We start from the raw sequence: 25180 nt of genomic DNA on the forward strand, positions 1-25180 counted from the left end.
TGGATCGAAAACCGACTGTAGAGAAAAGGAAAAGTGATCAGAGTCGAGATAACGGTAGCTACAATTATTGTGAAGCTGGAGAGACGTTACCTCAATCCTGTTATTTCTTTGCAGGTTGAGTCACATTCACGGTGATCAGCTTTGACCAGGCGGCGAATTTATTATCTGCAGCCGCCGCTTTTTTCGCGGTTGAATTCGCTTTGTTTGTTGCCTGAGTTAAGGCGGTTTCTGCTCGTTTCAGGCGATCTTCAGCAGACCGATTTGCTTTCAAAGCGGTATCATACTCCGCCTGCGCCTGTTTCAGTTGATCTGCATTCTGCTTCACCTGTTCCAGTGTGGCTTTGAGTTTCTCGGCTTTTGTTTTGGTGGTTTCCAAGTCCGACTTGAACGTTTTAATCAATGCTTCGATACGTTTCACCTCGGCAGCCGCCGCTTCGGTCGCAGGAACATTATGCTGGTATTGGGTAACGCCGACTCCCATTAAAGCAAACTGATACTGGCCAGGTTCGATCTTAAAGTTACCGTTGGGTTTGAATTCGATGACCAGCGTTCCCTCTGAATCTTTCTCGGCAATATTCACTGTCGGAGGACGGCGTAACAGTCCAAACAGCTCACTCGGTTCAATCGTCAGGTTTCCTTTACGAGTCCCTTTGCCAGCCAACTGAATCGGGATTTCCAGTTTCTGATTCAGCTCCACATTCCAGACTTTATCCTCTTTCGGTGTAATAATGACGGGAGCCTCTTCATCTTCATTCACGGCCAGCGGGATACGTGTCGTCAGACGGGAACGGACCCGGATGGCATCCGAAAAAACATGGCCCCAGATCAGCGAAGCGAATTTGGCTTCACGGACTTCCTGTTTGTTATTGATGAGTGCTGTTCCCACGATCTTAATTTCACCCGCCCAGCGTTTCGCGTCAGGAGCTGCAGAGAGGACCAGCAGGCCTCGATCCGTTTTCCCACTCAGAACAAGCGGCGTTGCCGTGACGCCTGGTGGCAGTCCTTCTGCAGTCACAGTGATATCGCCGGTAAAACCATCCTGTCGCGGGGCAACAATCCGCACCCCCCAGTTGGCACCCCGCCTGAGCAGAGGCGTGACAGCGAAACCGGTGCGGTTGGTAGGCAGAGTTCTTTCCGTTGATGCGAGCAACTGAAAATCAGGAGTCGGCTCTCTGATTGCCAGCCGATAAATATGAGCCGGGCTGCCACCCCCAAACTGATTCAATACGACCACTTCATATTGCCCATCCGCATCCGCTGTAAATGAAGCTGACGCGTCCACGGTATCAAAATTGATCGCATCTTTATTGTCGGTACTGAAAAAAGAAGCCAGATCATCGTTCTCTGCGACTTTCTTGCGTGAGACTGTTCCCTCTGTCGATTTTGTGATCTGATAAACTTCAATGTATGGATCCACCTTCGATTTCATGCGGTCTGCGATGACTTCGAGAAAATAAGTTTTCCCTTTGGTCGCTTGAAACTGATAGACATCCTCTTCATTGGGTTCATTGAACTGCCCGGCAATTTCAACGGGAACCGAAACGTTTTGTATTTTCTTTTCAGCGGATTCCAGAACAACAGGGGCTGTGGCAAATCCAACACTGATACTGTTTGAATTTTCCAACTGGAATTCATGCCCGTTCAGAATTCCCTGGCGCGGCTTCCAGGGCTGATAACCGGCAGGCGGCGTCGCGACTTCGGGGAGCTGGATTTCCACTTCGATCGATTCCAGTTTCTGTCCATTCACTGAGACGGCATTCCCCAGGCTGCCACCTGGTAAATTGCGTCCGTAGACGGTATACACATTCCGGGAGCCCGGCTCACCCGCAGGTGGGAAGACAAAATCGATGTGTGGACGATCGGAAATACTCAGTCGATAAAAGTGTTCAGAACCGCCTCGGTACAGGATGTCGGAAACCGCGAGGAAATATTCCTGGTCCTGTTCCGGCTGGAGTTCCAGAAATGGATCGCGTCCATACCAGTCCCGGTTGCGGGTGACTTCCCGTCCTTCGGAATCGTAGACCACAACCTGGCCATCCAGGCGGGAATCGACTCGTTCTGCAAACAATTCAACAAGGACGCGTTGCCCCCCCTTTGCTGTAAATCGATACCAGTCGATACCTCGTGAGGGAACGCTGCCGGTCACCGTTGAATTGACTTCAACCGCTTGAGCTGTTTCCCGACTTTCATGGGAACCGGTTTCAGCGACTTCCCGACTGTTGGCAGGCGCAACAACAAACGGTCGCGCTGTGGACAACCCGAAATAAGAGACGGCTCGGACTTCGTAGATTCCTGGGGGTACATCATTCGCAACACTGACTTCAAACCGTGAGCCTTGAATTCTCGGTTCCGGGTATATGTCATCTGCAGGCAGCATGACCGGTTTCGCTGTAATCCCCGGATGAGAAAATCGAAGTTCGCTGGCATCATCCAGATTCGATCCGATGATTGACAGTTCGACTGTTTTTCCCGCAGGCGCTGCGAACGGTCTGATCTGTCTGAGATCCGCAGTCGGTAGTTGTGCGGACACCGGCTGCTGACAGGATAGAAACAGCAGCGAAAAGAAACAGACGTTTAAACTCAAACGATGGAACGTTTTCATATTTAATTCATTCATCGTGATTTAATGGTTAAACAAAAATTCTTTGGTGTTGATGATCACCCAGATAATGTCTTCGTATGCCTCTTTCACAGCCTGTTCTTCTGAAAGTTTCGTAGGATCGGCTGTTGATTGTTGACGTTTCTTGGCCAGATGCGCCAATGCGGTGTCGAGCTCTTCCTGTGTGGGTTGTCTCGACATGGTCAACAGATATAGTTCTGTGATGTGAGTACGATCATCCTTGGATTTATCGCGCGCCAGTTCCAGGGCTCTGCCATTGGGAGCAGAGAGAATATTCTGGATCGTATCGGAATTAATCAGATGCAGGCTTTGGGCCAGATCTGCGTTTGCCGTGCGTTCACATTCGCAGGCGGTGTCCATCTGGGGGCGACCAAAGACGCGCAGGAAGAACGATTCCACATTCGCGGAATCATCGGGTAATGCTACTGCTCGTACTCCCACGGGCTGATGATTGAAGTTATTTCTGGCACCGGCGGCATCATTCATCGCGTCCAGCATGATTTCCGCAGACAAACGCCGTGGATAATATCGGGCATAGTTCTGATCGTCATCCTGGTTAAATTGATTGGGAAACGAACTGAACTGGTAGGTGCGGCTGTTACAGATCACGCGGCACAACTGCTTCAGATCGTAATTCGATTTCACGAATGACGCAGCCAGCTCATCCAGCAGTTCCGGGTGTGTTGCCGGGTTGGTAATTCGAATATCATCTTCCGGTTCAACCAGTCCGCGGCCGAAGAAATGTTTCCAGTAACGGTTCACCAGCATCTTGGCGAAGAAGGGGTTCTCAGGGGAAGAAATCCAGCTTGCCAGATCAATTCGCGGATCGCGACGGGCAGGGATGTCCAACGCTTCCCCATCGAGGGGTGTTGGTTTCAACTCGCGATTGGTGTTCGGGTTCTTCGCGACGGCAACCATGCGTTTGTGATAAACCGTGTCATCTTCAGGCAGCTTGTAAACTTCTTTGCGCCCCAGTGTGGTGAAGAAGGCTTGGAAGCCATAGAAGTCATCCTGGCTCCATTTTTCATAGGGGTGATGATGGCACTGGGCACACTGAATTCGTACGCCGAGAAACACCTGAGCGATGTCAGACATTTGATCTTTGGGATCTTTGACAGCCCGGTACCAGGAGACAGCGGGGTTCGTTCCCGGTTTCCCTTTTGCAGTCACCAGTTCCGTGACAAATTCATTATAAGGCTTGTTTTCAGAGAGACTGGTGCGAATCCAGGAGTGAAAACCAAACGTTTCCCGTGCTACCTGTTCCAGGTTGCCGCCTGCTTTGTTTCGCAGAATGCCCGCCCACTTGGAAGCGAACAGATCAGCGTAGCCGGTACTGTCTAACAACTCGTCAATTTTTCGTGCCCGTTTATCGGGGCGCTTGTCCGAAAGAAACTCGCGGGTCTGTTCGAGAGTTGGAATCCGTCCCGTCATGTCGAGGGTCACACGTCGCAGGAAGGTGGGATCGTCACAGGCTTCTGAGGGAGGCAGTCCCAGGACTTTCAACTTGGCGAAGATATGCTTGTCGATAAAATTCGTGGGATCAGGCAGATCGGGAGTAGGCTTTCCCAATGGAATCGTTGCCATAAAAACCGCAACATGTTCCTGGAACCGCACCATGACTGACGTTGTGCCGGTCATGTCTTTGATTGTGACCAGCCCATGATGATCCACGTCTGACATCTTAGGCTGGTTAGGTTTATACTCGGCAACCCGGGTGATGTCCTGAGTCGTTCCATCAGAGAAGTACGCGGTAACCGTTAACTGCTGCTCGGAATGTAAGGGGAGCACTCGGTTCTGGGGATAGATTTCAATGTGTTTGACAGTAGGGCTGGTCTCAGGATCATAATGCATGCCTTCCTGAATCCAGCGCTTGATGAGTTCGTACTCCGCGCCTCCCTTTTTAAAACGGCTTCCCCCTCCGTGAGGGAGTTCCCCTGTTGCTTTACGGAGCAGCAAGCTTGTTTCAGGAGCGGCGGGAGAAACGCGACGTCCCAATGATTCTTTCGTGAGATATTCAAAATCATTCGCAGGTTCAAAACCGAGCAGGGAAAGATGAAAGTTGTTCTTCCCGGAAGGAGTACCATGACAGGCACCACTGTTACAGCCGCCGCGGGTCAGTTGAGGAATCACGTCATTGTAAAAATTGACAGGCCGCTGCTTTTCAAAAGAAGAAACTTCAACGGAAAATTTGACCGTCAGTTGCTCATTCAACCGGGCGGTGATGGTGGCGCTGCCGTTAGACAGCGGCGTCACAATACCGGTGGGGCTGACTTTAACAATCCCTGCCGGCAGCAGTTCATATTTGACCTCCCGGGTGACATCGCGCTGGGCTCCTGTCTGATCATCTTTTAATGTCACCAGCAGTTGCTGGCAGGCATCGGGATCAGTCAGTTCAATTGTCTTTGCCTGGCGAGGGAGATATCCGACCAGCTCCGCAGCTTCCGCAGACCCTGGATACGAAATGTAGACAGTAGTCAGACAGAAAACCTGCAACAGTATAAAAGAAATCGATTTCATAGAGCTTCCCGGATTTTCAGGCTCAGATGGATCACTTTTGGCTGTAAATTCAACCGTCTCGAAAAACCTCGTTTCAGGAGACTAACCGCACTTAAAGTGAGCTAAACTGGCTGCTGAATCGGATTTATCGATCATTATTGTTCAATCAGTTCAAATTTCAGAAGTTTCTGAATTAAATTGAACTTGTATTTCCATTCTAAACGATGCAAGATACATTACAATACGTTGATGTGTACTAGTTTTCAAAGCGAATCGAGTTTTTTTACCGATTGGGATGATTGCAATGGGTGTGAAATCCGGAACAGGTCGCTGTGCGGGTCCGATGAAACGTCGTACATTCCTGGAGTTCGGCGGGGCCAGCCTGCTGGGACTTGGAATGAATGATCTGCTGCGACAGCAGGCTCTGGCGAAATCAATGGGCGATTCACTCGAAGACACCTCAGTAATTTTCGTCTGGCTTCCTGGCGGTCCTCCACACATGGAAACCTATGATATGAAGCCCGGTGCGCCGGCTGAATATCGTGGGGAATTCCGACCGATTCACACGAACGTTCCCGGTCTCGATGTCTGTGAAATGCTTCCGCAGCACGCCAAAATTGCAGATAAGTTCAATCTGATCCGTTCCATTCATCATGAATTCGCGGATCATGGCGGCGGACACAAACGCCTGATGACAGGCCGGGTTCCTGCCACGCCTGTCGGCACCATTAATGATGCTCCCGCAGTGAGTACCATCGTCAAAAAGATGCTCGAGAAGAACGGCAACGAAATGCCGGTTTGTGTTTCCGAAGTCGATGCATCCCGAGCTTCCATCGATACATTTGCCATGGGCCCCGCATATCTGGGACCTTCTTCAACTCCCTTCATGGTCGCCGGCAATCCCAGTGATCCGGATTTCAAAGTCCAGAACATCGGCGTCAAGTCCTCCATGGAAACGCGACTGGATGACCGGATTGCCATGTTAAAGGGCATTGATAACTTCCGCCGCGATGTTGACAAGAGCGGCTCCATGAAAGCCATGGACAGCTTCAATCGCCAGGCAATCGATATGCTGACCAGCGAAAAAGTTCGCGCTGCATTTGATCTGTCACAGGAACCGAAAGAACTGCGAGACCGATATGGCTGGAATGCTTACGGACAGCGGGCCATTCTGGGACGGCGACTGGTAGAATCAGGAGTCCGGTTTGTGACGATGGTCTGGGAACATCCTTTTCCTGGAAAAGCTACGCCGAAGACAGCCGCCTATAACTGGGATTCCCATGCAGTCAACGCACACCTGTTTAAAGACTGTGACTGGCGCCTGCCTCCGTATGATCAGGCGGTTTCTGCTCTGATTGAAGACCTCTACCAGCGTGGTCTGGATCACAGAGTCTTACTGGTGGTCACCGGTGAATTTGGACGCACGCCAAAAATTTCCGTTCAACGTGGAACACAGACTGGCGTCATGCAGCCCGGCCGTGATCATTGGCCCAAAGCCATGTCGGTTCTGGTATCAGGTGGCGGGATGCGAACAGGTCAGGTGATTGGTGCGACCAATCCCAAAGGAGAATACCCGGTTGAACGGCGGATGACTCCCAACGATCTGTGGGCCACCGTCTATCGTCATCTGGGAATCGACTACGAGCACGTCCTCCACGATCTCCAGGGACGTCCCGTCGCCATCCTTCCCTTTGGCGAACCAATTCCCGAACTTGCTCCGGTCTCTGCCTGAGATTCGGAATACCATTCCTTAAGCTAATGCCGGAAGACAGAGTCTTTGCGCTCGCTGATCAGCCAGTCTTCTAATCTTTCAGACGTTGATCTGTATTCAGAACGCGCTGTGGGTATGTTGCGACCCGCTTGAGTGAATGCTATTTTGACGGGTGCACTTATAGCACGATTCACTCCTGCCGGATTAACAACCATGACCATTGAGACTGAGTTTATTAATAAATGCTGGGATATACCACTGCGCGCCAGCGTAGATGTCGCTGTGATTGGCGGTGGCTCTGCCGGCGTCGCTGCCGCTTCGGCAGCCGCCCGTAACGGGGCTTCGACAATTCTGGTCGAACGCTACGGTTTTCTGGGAGGAACTTCAACGGCCGGGATGGTAGGCCCCTTCATGACGTCCTACACACCCGATGGTAAGCGGCAGCTGGTCGCCGGTCTGTTCCAGGAAGTCATTGATCGCATGGTAGCGATGGGAGGCGCCGTCGATCCTTCCACAACTGAAGCCGGTTCTGCGTGGGGATCTTTTATTGAACTGGGACATGCTAATGTGACTCCCTTTCATGTGGAAGCACTTAAGATGGCAGCTCTGGAAATGGTCTGCGATTCCGGTGCGCAGATTCGATTTCATACTTCGTTCGTCGATGTCATCATGGACGGCGATCGTATTTCTGATATTGTCATACTGGATAAAGGGGGGCTGGGACTGTTGCGCCCCAAAGTTGTCATTGATACTTCCGGAGATGGCGACATTGCAGCGAAAGCGGGAGCGCCTTTCAAAGTCGGTCGTCGCGAAGACGGCAAGATGATGCCGGTAACCTTATTTCTGACGATTGGCAATGTGGACGATGATCGCGTTGTTGCCTGGATGCGCGAGCATGAAAAACTGCATCCGGGCGAACGCCTGTTTGAGTGTATTGTCAAGCAGGCACGCGAAACCGGCGACTGGACTCTGGAACGCGAGTTTCTGAACATCTATCGCGAGCCGACAGCCGGGCAATGGCGGGTGAATACGACCCGTGTTCAGAATATCGATGGGACGAATCCCGATGACCTGTCTCGCGCTGAGGTCGAAAGCAGACGTCAGGCCTGGGATCTGATTCGTTTTTTCCGTTCGCATTGTCCCGGTCTGGAAAACGCACAACTGCTCGCCACAGGCAGCCAGGTTGGAGTGAGAGAAACGCGACATATTCTAGGCGACTATGTGCTCAATGGTCAGGATGTTCTGGATGGACGCAAGTTCGAAGATGGAATCGCCCAGTGTTCCTATCCGATCGATATCCATGATCCGCAAGGCCCCCGCGGCCGTCTGGAAGGGATTCACGCCGATCATTACGAGATTCCCTATCGCTGTCTGGTGCCACGAAATGTCAGCAATCTCCTGGTAGCAGGCCGCCCTATTTCAGCAGATCACGAAGGAGCCGCTTCCGCTCGTGTGATTCCACCCTGTTATGCGACCGGCGAAGCCGCAGGGACCGCCGCCAGCCTGTCGCTTCAGCAAAACGTTACACCCCGCGATGTGAATATCGAACAACTGCGAAAAACACTGCAGGAGCAGGGGGCGGTCGTTTAGATTTCCATCGAACTGCAATGATTTCAGAGAGACCAAAAAAAGAGCCTTCTTCGCTGTGAAGAAGGCTCTTTTTGATTGATCGACTTGAAAAAATACACCCGAAGGGATTCGAACCCCTAACCCCCGGTTCCGAAGACCGGTGCTCTATCCAGTTGAGCTACGGGTGCCTGTCAGAATAATGGACTATTCTGTTGCAATTCAGGTTCCCCCAATCATTGGAATGTTCCTGATTTTTGCGGTTGCCTGCCTGTGTACTGCAGGTGCAACCTGTTGCCACTGTTTATGTTACTAAAATATGAAACAGATGCAACTGTTGCGGAACGCGATTCTAGCATTCCACGCGTAAAATACAAGTCGCTCTGCATCGAGAAACTCAATCGCCCGATTTTGTCTGTGATTGACTGCTTTCTTACCGCTTCCTTTTTCCGACTCCCGCTCGATGCTGCTTGACTATCTGAGCCATTTCGGTTGTGATGGTTGAATTACGAAAGAAAGTTAAGCTGGTGCAAGTCCATCGGATGGAATTGCATATTAAGAGTGAATAGCTGTTTTCAAAACGGTTACCTTCCCGCCCCCTGATCTGATTTGAAGAGAGGTCCTGCCTGCTATGAAACGTTCTCTTACTACTGCCGGAGTTTCGATATTGTCATTGGCTTTCGTACTTTTGATCAGCTCAGTTTCCGTGTTGGCGGGACAGGAAAAAGAGGGCGGCCAGAGCAAACCCAGACTGGCAGGGGCGCGCCCTGTGATTCATGCGATCAATTATGAATCCATTCAACAGGCGCTGGATGCTGTGCCTGCGGAAGGGGGAGTCGTCATGCTGCCTCCAGGCAAATTTGAGATTGATGAGCCGCTGGTGATCACCAAAGGGGATGTGCTGCTGATGGGCTCTGGTTCTGCAACACATATTCATAATAAGAATGAAGAGGGTAAGGATGCGATCCAGATTCATCCACCCGCAGATATGAAGCTTCCCGATGGTAAAAAGGATCCCAAACCGCGGATCTGGCGCGTGCAGTTACAGAACTTTCGTGTGACGGGAACGGAAAAAAGTGGTAAAGGAATCAATGCCAAATGGGTTCAGGAAATTTACATTCATGGCGTCACCTGCAGCTATCATGGCAGCGATGGAATCTTTCTGGATTTCTGCTTTGAAGATCCCCGTGTGTCCGATTGCCTGATTACTTATAACAAAGCCACGGGACTGAATACGGTTGGCTGTCACGATATTGTCGTGTCAGCGAATCATTTTGAAGAGAACCTGGATGCGCTGAAATGTGCCGATGGATTCAATCTGTGCATGAGCGGCAACAACCTGGATGACCATCTTCGGGATGGAGTGATCATTGAAAATACCTATGGCTCTATCGTCTGTGCCAACATGATTGAAGAATGCCAGGGGAGTGCCATCATTCTGGATAATGAATGTTATGGTATCACCATGTCTGCCAACGTGATCGCACATAATGGCAAAGGTATCATTCTGAAAGATGCCCACGGCTGTGCCGTCAGTGCTAACACATTTACGTTGCTGGCTGAGGATGCACTCTGGATCGGACCCAAGTCGGGGCGGATTACGGTGACAGGCAATAATTTCTCCAACAGCTATATCGGGAACGGGCAGGTTAAACGCCGTACAAATGATTTGAAGGCCGCCGGCCTGACGCTCGATAAAACTCGTGGCGTCACTGTTTCCGGAAACCTGTTCTCATCCGTTCGTCCCAAAGCAGTGGAGGTCATTGAGCCGACGTCACATGTGATCTTCGGGAATAATCTGTTGATCGACGTCGAATCCGATCATGAAAAACTGACCGATTCCCTTATCAAAAATACGCTGATCGCTCCTGCGGAAGCTGTTAAAACAGAGGCGAAATCTTCTGAAAAATAGTCGGATTTCAGTTTAAGAAAGGTGCAGACGTGTTTTTAAGATATTGCTGTTTCTTTGTCTGTTTGATTACCTGTCACCCGGTTTTGTGGAGTGCAGACGGTTCAGAGAATCGAGATCAGAAGGTTCCCGTTTATCGGGAACATCTGGATCTCTCCTATTATCTTGATTCCGCCGGGAAGAAGCAGCCGGTTCAGAGTTGGGATGACTGGAAAATTCGTCGCGGTCATATTCTGGCGAACATGCAAACCGTGATGGGCCAGGTTCCCCGTCCGGAGAAACCGGTTCCCCTGGAGATGCAGGTGCTGGAAGAAACGACCGTTGGTTCTGTCAAACGGCTGAAGATCTCGTATCACACCGACGATTTAAAGCAGCGCGTACACGCATATCTGTTTGTGCCGAAAATGGCAACAGCGGCGCATCCACAGCCTGCGATTCTCTGTCTGCATCAGACGAATTCCAGTACGGGAAAACAGGAACCGGCGGGGATAAAAGGCCTGCCGAATCTGAAGTATGCGCTGGAACTGGCAGAGCGGGGCTATGTCACACTCGCGCCGGATTATCCTTCGTTTGGTGAATATCCCTACGATTTCAAAGAACATCCCGAATACCGCAGTGGCACGATGAAAGCCATCTATGACAATATGCGGTCCATTGATCTGCTTCAGAGTTTGAATTATGTCCAAAGAGATCGCATCGGCTGCATCGGGCATTCACTGGGAGGGCACAATACGATGTTTACGGCTGCCTTTGATCCCCGGATCAAAGCGCTGGTTTCCAGTTGTGGGTTTACCCGTTTTCATAAATATTATGGCGGTAAACTGAAAGGCTGGACCAGCGATCGCTATATGCCTTTGATCAACAGCGAGTATCAGAACAATCCCGATCTGGTTCCGTTCGATTTTACTGAAATCGTTGCCAGCTTCGCCCCCCGCGCGTTTCTGGCATGTGCGCCGGTAAGCGACAGCAATTTTGAGGTGTCCGGCGTGAAAGATGTGATAAAGATTGCATTGCCCGTCTATCAGTTATCTGGGCAGCCGGAAAATCTCAAAGCCGCCTATCCCGAAGCAAAACATGATTTTCCCCCGGAAACACGCGAAACGGCTTACCAGTTTTTTGACCAGCATCTGAAGCAGTGAACCGGCACAGGATCAGTTTGACTGGAACTGATCTTTGCGGGGCCAGCGTTCGATGCGATTTATCCAGGTATGCATGGGCGCATCAATCAGAGCCGACAGTTTCTTTTCATCGATTCCACTCCGCGCGTTAAAGAGAATCGCCCAGTTGATCCGATCGAGCCTTCTGACCAGGAGTGTCGACGTTCCATCCAGTGAGCCGGTGTGCCATTGATTGGAGTTGCCGGCGGTATCGATGGGGCGGACCATCCAGCCGCAGGCATAGTAGGCGTCTTTGGGTTTGCCTTTCTCATCGAAACCGGCGCGCCCCGGCGGGCGTTTCAGCATCAGAGAAATCGTCGGGGCTTTCAAAATGGGACAGCGGTCCGGGATATTGAAAGCAGTTGCAAAGCGCAACAGGTCTGGTGCCGAAGAAATCCAGCCACCATGGGAGTCCATCGCTTCCAGGTACCAGGCACCGTAAGGAGCAGGGACCTGCTTGCGTAGATTGGCCGCAAAGACAGAGCTCCCCTCCCGGGCACTGTGGTACTTGACTTCTTTCTCGCTGCGACCCTCGAGAAGGGTTTTGCCCAGTTGGGTCTCATTCATGTGGAGTGGTTTGCAGATTGTCTGCTGGATATAGTCTTCGTAACTCTGACCGCTGACTTCTTCAATGACCCGTCCCAGCAAACAGTAGCCGAAATTGGAGTAAGCGTACCTCTCCCCAGGTGTGAAATCGAGTGGCTGCTCCAGCATGATCCGGATAATATCATCGATCTCTGCCGGAGCGGGTTTCCCCAGCTGTTTTGCAAAATCAATCGAACGAAACATCGGATCAAATGAAGCCTCCCGATCCCAACCAGCGGTATGATTCAGCAGTTGCTGGATGGTAATGTCTTTCAGTCGCGGATCCACTTTCTGCTGGGAAAGAAGAGGGCGATACTGCTTTAAGATCTCAAAGACACGATCGTCAAGCTTCAGTTTTCCCTGTTCCACCAGTTTCAGGATGGCGACGGCGGTGATCGGTTTGGAAATACTGGCGATCCGAAACTGACTGTCGGGTTGTACCGGTGTTTTTGTTTCTTTGTCTGCATATCCAAAGCCCCGGGCATACACGAGCCGACCACGATAACTGACGGCGACAGCCATTCCCGGCGGGTTATGCAGCATCATGAAATCTTTAATCGCATCATCCAGAGAGGTCATTTCTTTCTGATTCAGACCCGTCATGGGGATGGCATCCGGTGATTTCCAGAGTGGTAACTCAACCCGTTGTACAGGCACGACCTTCTCCCAGATTCCAGTAAAGTACGGCTGATTGTTAATGGAATAGGCATCGAGACTGACCAGCTGAAAATTATCTGCGAAGTTCTTCTGATTTGTTTTCTGAAACTCATCTGGCGTGAGATGAAAGTAACAGATCCATTCAGGGCCGGCTGCTTTCGACCAGATCGCATGGTAGAAGACCGCTCCATCCACCACATAGCCACTCAGGTCAACGAGTCGAAAACCTTTCGCTGTATAATCATCAAATGTTTTCTGAAACTGATTTAACGGAATCTGACAGCTGGCTTCCCACGCGGTTGCTTTTTGTTTTTTCCAAATCCCTGTGTGTAGAACCTGGTTGTTGACAATGTAGCCGTCCAGTTGAAGGGGAGCGTAGCCTTCCTCTTTTAAGGATTGCAGGGTGGACTCAAGTTGATCGCTGGAAAGCGAGTGTTTGAGTAGCGTGTCGGCTTGCGACGCCTTATTAAAAATAACGGCAAATCGCGGTTCGCCCCGTTTCTCATAGCCGCTGATCACCTGCGGATAAAATTCTTCAGTCGCCAGCTGTTTTAATCGGTCGTCCAACTGGTTGCCATCCAGACCATGAAAGGCTTTCCACTCTTTGGGGTTCGGTTCTTTGACTCCCAGAGCGGCAAATCGCTCTGCGCGCTGGCCTTCATAAACACTCAGATCAGTCGCTGTAAAACCCAGTTTTCCCCAACGTGTGATTTGTCGCTGATAGATTACCGGGTTTAACTGCAGCTGTAGTTCAGGCTCTTCAGCAGTCGCTGTCACAGGTATATAGGAGAGGCACACTATTATGAGAATTCGCAAAGCCATCGAGTAGCCCTCAGTATGAAATCAGTGGAAACGAAAGATCCACTCGATCATAGATACTGAGACGAACTGACTTCAAGGAAATTCTGACAGACGGTGACACTACGGGCTTATTTTTGATTGAAGGCGTGTGCGATCAGTGCTCGGTCAAACTGTTCTGGAGCTTCGCCTTCGGCAGCGAACAGGTAAATCGCGGCGATCAGAATCGCATTGACGGCAGAGGAGACCAGCGAGATCAACAGAATAAACAGAATGGCGCAGCCAATGAGGACACCGCCTGCCACCGCATTTCCCGTTGCAATCAGCATGCCGCCGCCGACCATCATCAGAAATACGGGAATCATGATCAGAAACATGATGGCGCCGATTCCAAAATTAGCGACCAGCGATTCTCCCCATGTTTCGCGCAGCACACTTACCGAACGTTTCATTGCTTCGAATGGATTCTTTTTTTCTACAACAAGCACTGGTATGACAAAGTAAGTGGTGATCGACCAGGCCATTCCCAGAAGACCGGCGACGATTTGGCCGATTCGCTCCGAGCGGGATTCAATCATTTTCAGAATAAAGCCGACCGTTGCACTGACCAGTGCCCAGCCTGCAATTTGAGGTAGTCGATTGAGGGCAGCATTGAATCCGTCGCCGACAGTGGGGTTCCCCCCTTTCAAGCGGATAATCGCGCAAGCCATCAGGGCTGAGTTGAAAAAGATCATCACAAAATAATTGACAAAATAGAAGGCGAATAAAAGCACGTACGCCAGAGGATCCTGGGGCGCCTGCTGGTCGTTCATAATGGTATCGATGTATTTACTGTTCCAGAGAGGCAGAGTGAAGCTGGCTAAAACCAGCAGGCAGGAAATACCGCTCATAATGGGAAACAGCAGCAGTTCCTTGTCCAGCATTAACACTCGAAAACTCTGTTTCGATAACGCCCAGCCATTCGAAATCCGTTCAAACATGGTCTGTCAGCCTTCTGATATGAATCTGAAGTATTAGGGGATTAAGTCGCCATTCACTTCCGTTTTTTTAACGGGCAGCAGGCTGGTTGAGGTTATATCAGATTGGCCGACATTAACGGAATGGGAATTGTGGTTTTTAGTTTACTTCAGGCAGGGTGAGTAACAGAGCCACTGTGGCCCAACTGCTGCCTGTGACCGAAATAAACTGATCTTTTCCATAGGGAAAACCGGTTTCAAAATAAGTTTGAAACGGTTTTGCATGGCTGATCACATGCCAGGAACCATCGTCCTGTTGAGTGTCGATCAGGTATTGAATCCCTTTTCTGATCGCGGGTTGGTCGACATCAATCAGGTGAGATCGTAACAGTGCAACCAGGACCGTTCCCGTTGCATAGGCATCACTTTTCATCTCGGGCAGTTGAGACCAGCCGCCGTCTCTGTTTTGCAGTTTCAATAACTGGTCTACGGAAGTTTGCTGAATCGGCTCGTCGATACCGAGGATCTGGAAACAGCGTAACTGAAAGACACGTTCTTCTGTCGAAGCCGGTTTCAGATCAAGCAGCCACTGTTTGGCTTTCGCGATGCGGGCTGTGATTTCGGGCTGTTGAGCTTCACTGCCATATATCTGTAGAGCCCTGATGACGAAATAGTTGGTATTGGTGTCCGAAGACATGGAAGGAGGTCTTGTGGAATTTCGGGTCCAGTGTGTGCGCCCCTTGTCACGTTCCAGCAGATATCCTGTGACAGCAGTCGTCACGTCATCCGGTTTTTGACCTGCCAGTTCGAGTGTCCACAATGCATAGCTGGCCGTATCGGGGCCGCCTCCCTGTCCCTTACCGGCGCGATAATTTTCCAGCCCGCGTTTCAGATGTTTTGTGGTATGATCTATCTGTCGCTGAAAATTTGCCTGATCGATTTTGAATCCCCGCTGGCGGGCTTCATCCAGAACCAGAACTGCCAGGGCCTGATTGTGGCAGGTGAAGCATTTTCGTTCGCGTGCCGATCCCGCGGATGCTGTTTCGATCAGGGGAATCGATTTCTGAATTGCACTCCTGACCTGAGCCGTGTGCTCAACCTGTTCACCCGCCAGTAATGAGATGGGGACACACAATGCCAGAGTCAGAATCGAACAGCTGAAACAGATTCTATCCATGCCGCTTTTCCTGGTACTGTGTTTCAATAAATCTGATCTGGAAAAAACTGATCCAGACCAGAATTCATTTTAACAGTAGGGGAATCAAAAGGGCAGAATCTTTTCTTTTTTAAAATACGAACCGGTCTCTGAGTCTCAAGGGGAGATGGGAGTGCTTTTTTTCGCTGCCCGTTCCGGGGTCTGGATATGTTCCGGCAGAAAGCCCAGACCGATCAGTTTACCTGCGGTCCGCTTAAGAATCGGAGCTAATAAGCTGGCAAACTTTCTGAATACCCAGGAAATGGAGACCGGTTTCCCAGGAGCCGTGTGTCCACCAAACAGTCGCTGGTGCGCAAAGACCTGCATACGTTGCGTTTTCAATGCGGGGCGTTCCCGGCGGTTTTGAACCTCTTGCAGATCAGCCAGTGTCACCACCCCCTCGTACAGTTTATCTGCCAGTAGATTCGCAGTGGCGACCGCATCCTGTACTGCCAGATTGACCCCGACGCCGCCGACAGGCGACATGGCATGGGCGGCATCGCCAATCAGTAACAGGCCTGGCTGTGCCCAGTTGTTGATATGATTCAGTTGGACTGTCAGGAGTCGGACTTTATCCCAGCTGTCGATTTGTGCCACTCCTTCCCCCAGATCGGGGAGAATATCCAGAATTCGCTTGCGGAACACGTCCAGACCTTCCTGCTTGATTTCGTCAAAGAAACCTTTATGAATAATCAGTCCTGCCTGGAAATAGTCTCCGCGGTCGATCGTGATCAGCATACGACCGTCTTTGATACGCGCCAGGGTGTTGTCATCAATGTCTCCCTGTTTTCCCACGCGAAACCAGAGAACATCGATGGGAATTCCCTTTTCGATCACTTCGACTCCGGCGTCAATGCGCATCTGTGAGCCTCGACCATCGGCACCGACAACGAGATCGGAAAAGATTTCGTATTCCCCATCCAGTCCATTCACCTTCACGCCGATGACATGCGATCCGTCATAGATCAGATGTTTGGCTTCGGCCTGCAGATGCAGCTGGAAGTTAGGGTATTCACTCGCATGACGGGCGAGCATATTCAGAAAGTCCCACTGGGGGGCAAATGTAATGAATTTGCATTCGGTAGGCAGATGAGTGAAGTAAGGGCCTGAGATCTGCTGACCTTCAAAGTTCAGATTCAGCGAGTCAAAATGTTTGTCCGCGATACTGAGAAACTCATCTAACAGTCCCAGTTCATATAATAACTGCAGCGTGGACGGGTGGATCGTGTCGCCACGAAAATCACGCAAAAAGTCTTTGTGTTTTTCGAGCACAATGACTTCAACGCCTGCCCGGGCCAGCAGGTAACCCAGAAAGAGGCCGGCAGGGCCACCCCCGACAATGCAGCACCGTGTTCGAATTTGAGATCCGTGGAGAGGGGGGCGGGATTCACTCACAGCGTGTTACCTCCTGTAAGACTGACGTTGATGAATCTGAGTATCGGGAGCGCGATTCCGCAGCATAGGAATCTTCAAATGATGTTTCAAGATGAATCCGTTTGTTCGCTCTTTTCCGGATTGGATTTCGGTTTTCGGAGTCGGTGTGAAAAAATCACGATGACGAATACGATCATGACTCCTCCAAAGACACCAGTGATTCCATCCATTGTGTTCCCTCCAGTCTATATTACAGAGGACCCGTCTGATGAATTCAGCACACTATTCATTTTAACCGGTTTGTCTGATCAGTACTACCACTGAGTGTGCCTGGACATCGTAAGTGTCTTTCGTAATGGAACCCAGGTTGTCTGGTTCCAGAATATCATCCGGACTGGACTGTGCGGTATCTACGACTCGTTTCCATTCTCTCGGAGTCCCTTCATGGATTCCAAAACAGCAGGTATTGGCAGCGGCATTGATCATAACGTAGATATCTGCGTCCTGTTCTGCACTACCGTGCAGGCAGAAAGCCAGTGTTCTGGATGAGGGATGCAGGTCTACATAGCGCGTGACACCGTACCATTTGATCTCCTCACGCCAGAAATGAGACCGGCACAAGGAAGAATGAGCTTTGCGAAATGCAATCAAATGTTTCACAAAGCGAAACATATCCTGGTTGGTTTCCAGGCGACTCCAGTCCAGCCAGCTGGTTTCGTTATCTTGATTATAGGGGTTGTTGTTTCCTTCCTGGGTCTGCAGAAATTCATCACCCATGCGAAACATGGGTGTGCCGTTAGAAACCATCAGGAGGGTGAAAAAGTTTTTAACCTGCTGTTTTCTCAACTGGATAATTTCCTCGGGGGCGTCAATTCCTTCCCAGCCACAATTCCAGCTGTAATCGTGAGTCCCATCCTCGTTGTGCTGGCCGTTCTCCCAGTTTCGCTTCTGGTTGAATGAGACCATATCATACAGGGAGAATCCGTCATGAGAGCTGATATAGTTAATACTCTGGTAGGGTCTGAGAGCATGCAGGCAGTCATCTGGAAAGAGATCGCAACTGCCGTACAGACGCGTCATCAGGTCTGCCACCTGTCCCGCATCACCCCTGACAAATTTTTGCAGCGTATCCCGGTAGGCAGCATTCCACTGCATCCAGCGGTGTCCGGGAAAACGTGATCCCAGTTGAAAGGCTCCTCCTGCGTCCCAGGGTTCGGCAATGAACCGTTTGCCTGCCAGGGAAGAGTCGGAACCGATCTGCCCGAGTGTCGTCGGGTTCGAGTCTTCAATGCTGCCGTCTTCTTTTCTGGTGAGCACGCTGGCCAGGTCAAAACGAAATCCGTCCACGTGCATTTCATTGACCCAGTAATGCAGACTGTCGACGATCATTTTACGGACGGCCCGGTTCGCTGTATGCAGTGTATTGCCCGCGCCCGAATAATTCGCGAAGGGGTCTTCGGGGTTGTCTGTTAAAATGTAGTAAGTCGTATTATCGATGCCTTTGAAGCTGTAGGTGGGGCCACACTGGTTGCCTTCACCCGTATGATTGTAAACGACATCGATAATGACCTCGATTCCTGCCTGATGCAGTGCCTTGACCATTTCGCAAAATTCAATATGTCGTTCACAGGTCTCTTCCGACCTGCAGTATCCATCGTGAGGGGCAAAGAATCCGAGAGGCATGTATCCCCAGTAATTGCCGTCAAGCGTATCGAACTGATAAACGGGCAGCAGTTCGACGGCCGTAATCCCCAGTTCCTGCAGGTAAGGGATTTTTTCGATGACACCTGCAAAGGTTCCCCGGGCATTTTCCGTCACACCGGAGTTATCCCGTTTGGTAAATCCCCTCACGTGCATTTCGTAGATAATCAAATTAGAGGTATGGTGAACCGGTTGATCATCGTCCCAGTTGAACGCACATTCGATGGACTGCAGAACCGACAAAGGAGCCCGGCCCATATTACTGCCTGGATGACAGGCAGCCTGTCTGTCAAAGTCGGGTGGGAAGAAGATGTTTCGTGAGTAAGGGTCAAACAGCAGCTTTTCCGGGTCAAAGGCATGCCAGTCATACGGGCCTTCAGGAGAAGGACCATCCATCTGGTAAGCATAGTATTTGGCAGGTCGGATTTTCGCAGCCGGGATGCGACAGTGCCAGATTTCAGCCGTTTTATTGCGGTGTGGATCAAAGTGAAAAACATGAACCGGGTGATACAGATCGTCTTCAGCAAAAAAGAGCAGTGAGACCTGCTCTGCATGTTTGGAATAGATGGCAAAATTATAAGCGTATTCAGAAGGAACCCAGGTCTCCCCTAAATGCACAGGAGAACCTTCAATTTTATCCCAGTGGTCCATGTCTTAAGTCCGATTTGAATTTGACTGGTTCTTTGCGATGATCGCTACAACATCAGACAATATTTGAGGCAGTGCCATTCCGCCCGGTGATGCCAGGTATTTGGGAGTCCAGACGGGATCAAATTTCTCTTTATAACTTCTTAAGCCCTCAAAGCCATAGAAGTGATCGCCATAACGAAATATTAAATTGGCAGCCCGGTTCCAGACAGGGGACAGGGGGCGATTTTCGATGCCGGACAGGGGCGCCATTCCGAAATTAAACCACTGATAACCTTCCTGCCGGCCCCAGAGAAGTAACTCTGCAAACAGGTATTCCATGACCCCTGGAGGAGAGTCGGGAATATGCCGCATTAGATCAGCTGAGAGTTCGTCTTTGCCTGCCCCCTCCAGTACATTGGCAAACGCAATAATATTTTTCTGCTGTCTGACGACGGCGATCGGGAACTGCATCAGGTAGGCTTCATCGAAATAACCGAGCGAAAAGCCTTTTTCACTGATCGCTTTCGCCTGGAGCCAGGCATCAGAGATCTGTCTGAGCTCACCCAGTATTTCCGGTACACCTTCCCGGGGAACCAGGGAAAACTCACACTCTGCCGCTTCACAATGATTGATGCCCTGTCTCAATTTGCGACGCTTACCGCCTTGCAGGTCAAACGAATTCAGGGGGACGCGGGCTTCTTCTCCCAGCTTGAGGATCGTCAGTCCCTGATCCAGATAAAGCGAGAGATTCTCCGGTTTAACCTGATAAAAGACGGGCCAACCATCATAGCGGTCAACCAGTTCGCGGAACTGCCAGATCAGTTCACTCCGTTCCGCTTCCGCCCCGATCGGATCGCCGAGCGAAATCCAGGATCGTTTTTGTACGCCATACATGATGCAGGCTGTCTGCTGGTCATTGAACAGCAGAGATTTATCGCCCAGTAATGCCAGTTGAGTTGAAGTCTGGGGTGACGCTTCAACCAGTCGTTTTACTGACTCCATTTCAGCGGGCGTTGGTGGCAGGGAACGAGGTTTGTGAGCTGCAACCAGTCTGGATAATGCAAACAGCAGGATGACAGCAATCGCACCGACACTGCCTCTTAGAAAACGGGATGCATCCCCTTTGATCGTAAAAGCCCACCAGAGTTCGTTCGAGTATTCGACATGTCGATAGGCAAACATGCCCAGCCAGATAGAACAGATTACGATTGTCAAAATGGTCGCTGCCCAGCCCAGACTGAAACGGGCATGGATTAAAGCTCCCTTTCGATAATACTGTTTGCGACTGATGAGTAACGCGAACAGCAGCACACTCAACAGAATTGCTTCTTCAAAATCAAAGCCTTTCATCAGTGAGGCAACGATGCCCACGCTTAAGAAGCCGGTAATCAGCCACCAGGCTGAGTCCAGTCTGCGCTGCAGCCCCCGGGCCAGAACGAGCAGAGCTGCGCCCGCTAAGCTTCCCAGAAAATGAGAAACTTCAATCAGTGGCAGGGGGAGTGTTTGCTGCAGGTGCCCGATGCGGGCTGTGACGATTGGTGTTGCTCCGGAAAACAGCAGTACGGCTCCCGCCAGTAAGGTGCATCCGGAGAGAATCATTGGGGTAATGGCTGACGACCAGCGGCTCGTTTCCTGGATCACACGTGATGCCAGGCCTCGATTGAGAGACAGTTCATGCAGGCCGAGCAGGATGACTGCAGCAAACAGGGGGATCAGATAATAAATGACTCGAAAGACCAGCAGGCAGGCGAGAATTTTTCCCGAATCGGGGGATGCCAGTAGCGTCAGCATTACCAGTTCAAAAACACCCACACCCCCGGGGACATGCGACAGCACGACCGTTACGGTGGCCATCAGGAAGATTCCCAGAAACTCACCGTAACCAATGGTCAGATCGGGAGCCAGCAGCGTGTATAGAATGAACGCAACCAGAATCAGATCGATGGCAGAGACTGCCAGTTGCAGTACTGTCATCCCCGTGCCGGGAAGCTTTAGTTCGATTCCTTTGACGTTGATCGGTTTCGTTCGAATCAAAGTCAACGAAGTGTAACAGGCGGCCACAACCAGCAGGATATATCCAACAGGCTGCACGTTATCAAAGGGAAAGTGGAGAGAGGCAGGGATCGGAAACGGGTGAGAAATGAAGATGATTCCAGCTAAGGCAAACACACCAATCCAGTAGGTGGTACCCAGCATGATGACCAGTTGCAGAATTTCAACCGCGGATAGTCCCCAGGCGGAATAGAGGCGATAGCGGACCGAAGTGCCTCCCAGAACGGCACCGAAGTTATAGCTGGTGACAAAACCGGTAAACGAAGCGAGCGAGATTTTTCCCAGGGGGAGTGGATGCTGTATCGCACGGACGGCGAGATAGTCATATCCGATCAGAACCAGGTAATTCAGAACCGTCAGCCCGCCGGCCGCCCAGAGTCGCCAGGCCGGGATATGGGAAATGGCATTACGAATATCATGAATGTTGTAATGCTTCAATTCCCGCGACAGCAGCCAGATTGCTCCCATGAAAACTGCAATGACAGCCAGGGGAGCAAGTTGTTTAAGACGATGAAGCATCAATGATTCTTAATAACAAAAGTGCTGAAGGCTCTGAAGTAACAAATTCGGGTTCACTGATGGGTGTCTGCAGGATTGATATCCTGACTGTTATCAGTGAGAAAGAGAACAGTCATGGAATAAATTCGTCAACAATGTTTCGAATTCGTCAGGTAATCATTAGAGAATCAGGTAGTCGATTAAATGTTGATTCCGTTAGGTTAAACAGCTCATGAATTTTCTGAAACAGATCATAAATTATACGTGCAATATTGAATAGACAGGAATAGAATAAAAGCACGGGCTGTGGCTTCTGGAGCAGTCTGTCGACTCTCTCACAACGCAAGCGAATTTCACACCATATCTGAAAGATGTCTGAATGAATCTTTTACAGCGATTGACCCGATCTGGTCTCACCGTATCTGCTTTCTCATTGTTTTTTATGTTGGACAGCTCTGCTTTGCAGGCACAGTTTCAGAGGACCCCACTCACTGCGAGTGGTGAACCGGAGGTAGCAGAACCTCAGGCTAAGCCAACTCAGTCCGGAGCGGAAGCCGCTGTCAAAAAAGTGGCAGAGATGTTTAAACAGGCTTTTGATACAGGGAATGCCGAGAAAATCGCCAGTTTCTGGGCTCCCGAGGGAGAATACATCGAAAGCGGCGGAAGACGTCTGGTGGGCCGACCTGAAATTCAGAAAATGTATACGGAATACTTCAAAAACAACAAAGATGCGAAAATCCAGATCTCGGTCGACGCGGTACGCGAAATCGGTGATAGTCTGGCAATCGAAGAGGGACGGACGGTTGTGACTGTTCCCGAAGCTCCACCTGCATTCAGCCAGTACACCGCGACTCATGTGAAGCAGAATGGGAAGTGGAAGGTGGCCAGTGTCAAAGAGACGGCGATCTCGCCTTCAGTTTCTCAAATCAACTTAAAGGATCTGGAATGGTTGATTGGAACCTGGACCACAGAAGATGAAGGCGTCACATTGAAGACCGTTTATCGCTGGTTGCCGGGAAAGAAATTTATCGAAAGAACGTTTAGCGCCAGTGCTGGTAAAAAAACGCAACAGCTGGGGGTTCAGATCATCGGTATCGATCCACTGAGTGGCGATATCATGTCATGGACCTTCAACACTGATGGGAGTCATGCCATTGGGATCTGGATGCCTGTCGAAGCTGGCTGGGCAATTGAATCTCGCGGTGTCATGGCGAACGGCATGCTCACGAGTGCTAATAACATTGTGACCAAAATCGATAAAAATGGTTGTCGCTGGCAGTCAGTGAATCGGTTTGTCAATGGTGTTGAACAACCAGATGCACTCGAAGTCGTCTCCAAACGAGATTAGCTTCCAGGGACGAACGCTCGTTAAAATAAAATAGAAATCATTCTGGATTTGGGGATATTAGATATGAGATTATTCATCACATTGATCGCTGTAACAGCAGTCTGCTTTTGTAATCCTGAACTTTCGCAAACCTGGGCTCGTGGCGGGTTTGGTGGAGGTGGTTTCCGCGGTGGTGGAGGCGGATTCGGAGGAGGCGGTGGCTTCGGAGGTGGAGGCAACTTTCGCGGAGGCGGAGGTGGTGGTTTCGGCGGAGGTGGTTTTGGTGGCGGCGGAGGCTTCGACGGTGGTGGCGGTTTCCGCGGTGCTGGTGGCGGTGGACTTGATGGAGGTGGTCGCGATTTTGGCGGTAACGGTCTGAATGGTGCAGGCGGAAATCTGGGCGGTAGAGGTGGTTTTGATGGGAGCCGCTTTGCCAATTACGGCAGTCGATTTGATACTCCCAGTCGCTTCAATGATAAGAGTGGATTTGATTCCAATTTTATGAACCAGGCACGTTCATTTGATCAATCTCGAGGAAATAATTTTGACCGGGGTAATTTGAACCAGTTAGGCGGCAATGGAGACCGGGGCTTCCGGAATTCGGGCTCACTGAATGTTGGCGATATGAATTTCAATAATCGTCCGACTCAGCAGGGGCTCAGTAATTTTCTGGGTCTGCCTTCTGACGCCGGGCACAATGCGGTGACCAATTCTCATCCTTATGTGCAGGATTTTACCGGACGCGATACGATCAACCGATCGATCAGCTCCGGATCCGGTTCCGGAAATATTTATCATGGTCCTAATGGTGGGGTCGCAGGCGGTGGTACTTATACGGGGCCTCGCGGAAATACCATCACCGGTGGTGGCGCCATTGGTCCTGATGGTGGCCACGCAGCCGGTGGCACGATTGACGGGAAGAACGGCGGTTCTGCGACCGGGGGACGCGTTGTTGGCCCGAATGGCGGATCAGCCGCTGGTGGCAGAGCCGTTGGTCCCAACGGTGGAACAGCAGCGGGAGGACGTGTGGTCGGCCCGGATGGTGGCAGTGCGGCCGGCGGTCGTGTGGTCGGTCCCAATGGTGGAAAGGCCGCCGGTGGAGTTGTCCGCGGACCCGGGGGTGGAGGAACCGCTGGTGGTGTGATTCGTGGTCCGAATGGAGGTTATGCTGCAGGCTTTGTGCACGTTCCACCTTCAACCCGTTACTATCATGGTGCCGTGATTCGCGGTGGATTTGTTGGATACGGGATGTACTACCCCGGCTGGTATGCTGCTCATCCAGGCGTCTGGTATGTTCCCGGCTGGCCGGCTGGTTATGCCTGGAGTGTCTGCACCTGGGACTCGATGATGGCCTGGCTGACATTGGCCAATGCACAGCCGCTCTATTATGACTACGGTAATAATGTGGTCTACCAGGATAACAGCGTCTACGTGAACAACCAGGATGTTGGTACCTCAGAAGAATACACTCAGCAGGCCAGTCAGCTGGCTTCGCAAGGCGCGTCTGCTGATGTCAGCGATCAGAAAAACTGGATGCCTCTTGGCGTGTTCGCCCTCTCCCCGAGCGGGCAGACAAAATCTGATTCCGTTGTGGAACTGGCCGTCGATGCCCAAGGTATCATTCGAGGCAATTATACTGATACGAAAACCAATAAAACCCAGCAGATTGAAGGCTCCGTCGATAAGAAAACGCAACGAGCGGCCTGGACGGTGGGTGATGATAAAAATACCGTCTATGACACAGGCATCTATAACCTGACCAAAGACGAAGCACCACTGCTGGTGCATATCGGGAAAGATGAGACCCAGCAATGGCTCATGGTTCGTATTACTCAGAAGGATAAAGATAAATCATCAGGCACTTCCGCCAGTGAGTAATCACAGTGGAAATTAAAAACCTGACGAGTGCTCTTTCACAGAGCTGGTCATTTCTGGCCAGCTCTGTTTT

The 25180-nt window shown here is 50.8% G+C and carries 14 protein-coding genes and 1 tRNA gene; 6 read left to right on the forward strand and 9 right to left on the reverse strand.

What is annotated here, in order from left to right:
- Window positions 1-100 precede the first annotated feature (100 nt).
- Window positions 101-2602, reverse strand: a complete 2502-nt coding sequence (locus ACN0YN_RS24825) for a hypothetical protein (RefSeq protein WP_417387726.1) — start codon at window positions 2600-2602, stop codon at window positions 101-103.
- Between the two features lie 21 nt (window positions 2603-2623).
- A complete protein-coding gene (locus ACN0YN_RS24830) occupies window positions 2624-5137 on the reverse strand; it encodes a DUF1549 and DUF1553 domain-containing protein (RefSeq protein ID WP_417387727.1) in 2514 nt (837 codons plus the stop codon).
- 283 nt (window positions 5138-5420) lie between these two features.
- Between ACN0YN_RS24830 and ACN0YN_RS24835 the strand changes: the two genes are divergently transcribed.
- Both ACN0YN_RS24835 and ACN0YN_RS24840 read left to right on the forward strand, forming a co-directional pair.
- A complete protein-coding gene (locus tag ACN0YN_RS24835) occupies window positions 5421-6848 on the forward strand; it encodes a DUF1501 domain-containing protein (protein WP_417387728.1) in 1428 nt (475 codons plus the stop codon).
- Window positions 6849-7040: 192 nt separating this feature from the next.
- Window positions 7041-8417 (forward strand): FAD-dependent oxidoreductase, encoded by a 1377-nt coding sequence (locus ACN0YN_RS24840; RefSeq protein ID WP_417387729.1) that lies wholly within the window; start codon window positions 7041-7043, stop codon window positions 8415-8417.
- Window positions 8418-8510: 93 nt separating this feature from the next.
- On the opposite strand, the gene ACN0YN_RS24845 is transcribed toward ACN0YN_RS24840, so the two are convergent.
- A tRNA-Arg gene (locus tag ACN0YN_RS24845) sits at window positions 8511-8584 on the reverse strand.
- 440 nt (window positions 8585-9024) lie between these two features.
- Between ACN0YN_RS24845 and ACN0YN_RS24850 the strand changes: the two genes are divergently transcribed.
- Window positions 9025-10305 (forward strand): right-handed parallel beta-helix repeat-containing protein, encoded by a 1281-nt coding sequence (locus ACN0YN_RS24850; RefSeq protein ID WP_417387730.1) that lies wholly within the window; start codon window positions 9025-9027, stop codon window positions 10303-10305.
- Between the two features lie 29 nt (window positions 10306-10334).
- Window positions 10335-11441, forward strand: coding sequence for an alpha/beta hydrolase (locus tag ACN0YN_RS24855; RefSeq protein ID WP_417387731.1), 1107 nt, complete (start codon window positions 10335-10337; stop codon window positions 11439-11441).
- 12 nt (window positions 11442-11453) lie between these two features.
- Here the strand turns inward: ACN0YN_RS24855 and ACN0YN_RS24860 are convergent, their stop codons facing one another.
- The 6 genes from ACN0YN_RS24860 to mprF all read right to left on the reverse strand — a co-directional run bounded on the left by ACN0YN_RS24860 (window position 11454) and on the right by mprF (window position 21926).
- Window positions 11454-13523 carry a serine hydrolase gene (locus ACN0YN_RS24860; protein ID WP_417387732.1) on the reverse strand — a complete coding sequence of 690 codons (2070 nt, stop codon included), beginning with the start codon at window positions 13521-13523 and terminating at the stop codon, window positions 11454-11456.
- 107 nt (window positions 13524-13630) lie between these two features.
- Window positions 13631-14479, reverse strand: a complete 849-nt coding sequence (locus ACN0YN_RS24865) for a DUF6159 family protein (RefSeq protein ID WP_417387733.1) — start codon at window positions 14477-14479, stop codon at window positions 13631-13633.
- Window positions 14480-14615: 136 nt separating this feature from the next.
- Window positions 14616-15632: a prenyltransferase/squalene oxidase repeat-containing protein gene (locus tag ACN0YN_RS24870; RefSeq protein WP_417387734.1), complete on the reverse strand. Its 1017-nt coding sequence runs from the start codon at window positions 15630-15632 to the stop codon at window positions 14616-14618.
- A 135-nt stretch (window positions 15633-15767) separates the two neighbouring features.
- Window positions 15768-17045 carry an FAD-dependent oxidoreductase gene (locus ACN0YN_RS24875; RefSeq protein WP_417387735.1) on the reverse strand — a complete coding sequence of 426 codons (1278 nt, stop codon included), beginning with the start codon at window positions 17043-17045 and terminating at the stop codon, window positions 15768-15770.
- A 270-nt stretch (window positions 17046-17315) separates the two neighbouring features.
- Entirely contained in the window at window positions 17316-19376 is a 2061-nt protein-coding gene (locus ACN0YN_RS24880; protein ID WP_417387736.1) for a glycogen debranching protein, read from the reverse strand.
- Window positions 19377-19379: 3 nt separating this feature from the next.
- On the reverse strand, window positions 19380-21926 hold the full coding sequence (gene mprF / locus ACN0YN_RS24885) for a bifunctional lysylphosphatidylglycerol flippase/synthetase MprF (RefSeq protein WP_417387737.1): 2547 nt from the start codon (window positions 21924-21926) through the stop codon (window positions 19380-19382).
- Between the two features lie 358 nt (window positions 21927-22284).
- Here mprF and ACN0YN_RS24890 point away from each other — a divergent pair, with 358 nt between their 5' ends.
- The gene (locus ACN0YN_RS24890) at window positions 22285-23253 is read left to right on the forward strand and encodes a YybH family protein (protein ID WP_417387738.1); all 969 of its coding nucleotides are present in this window, start codon (window positions 22285-22287) and stop codon (window positions 23251-23253) included.
- A gap of 63 nt (window positions 23254-23316) precedes the next feature.
- Entirely contained in the window at window positions 23317-25110 is a 1794-nt protein-coding gene (locus ACN0YN_RS24895; RefSeq protein ID WP_417387739.1) for a protocadherin, read from the forward strand.
- The last annotated feature ends 70 nt before the right edge of the window (window positions 25111-25180 follow it).

Origin of the sequence: Gimesia sp. (genome assembly GCF_048260065.1) — a bacterium.
Classification (GTDB): Bacteria; Planctomycetota; Planctomycetia; order Planctomycetales; family Planctomycetaceae; genus Gimesia.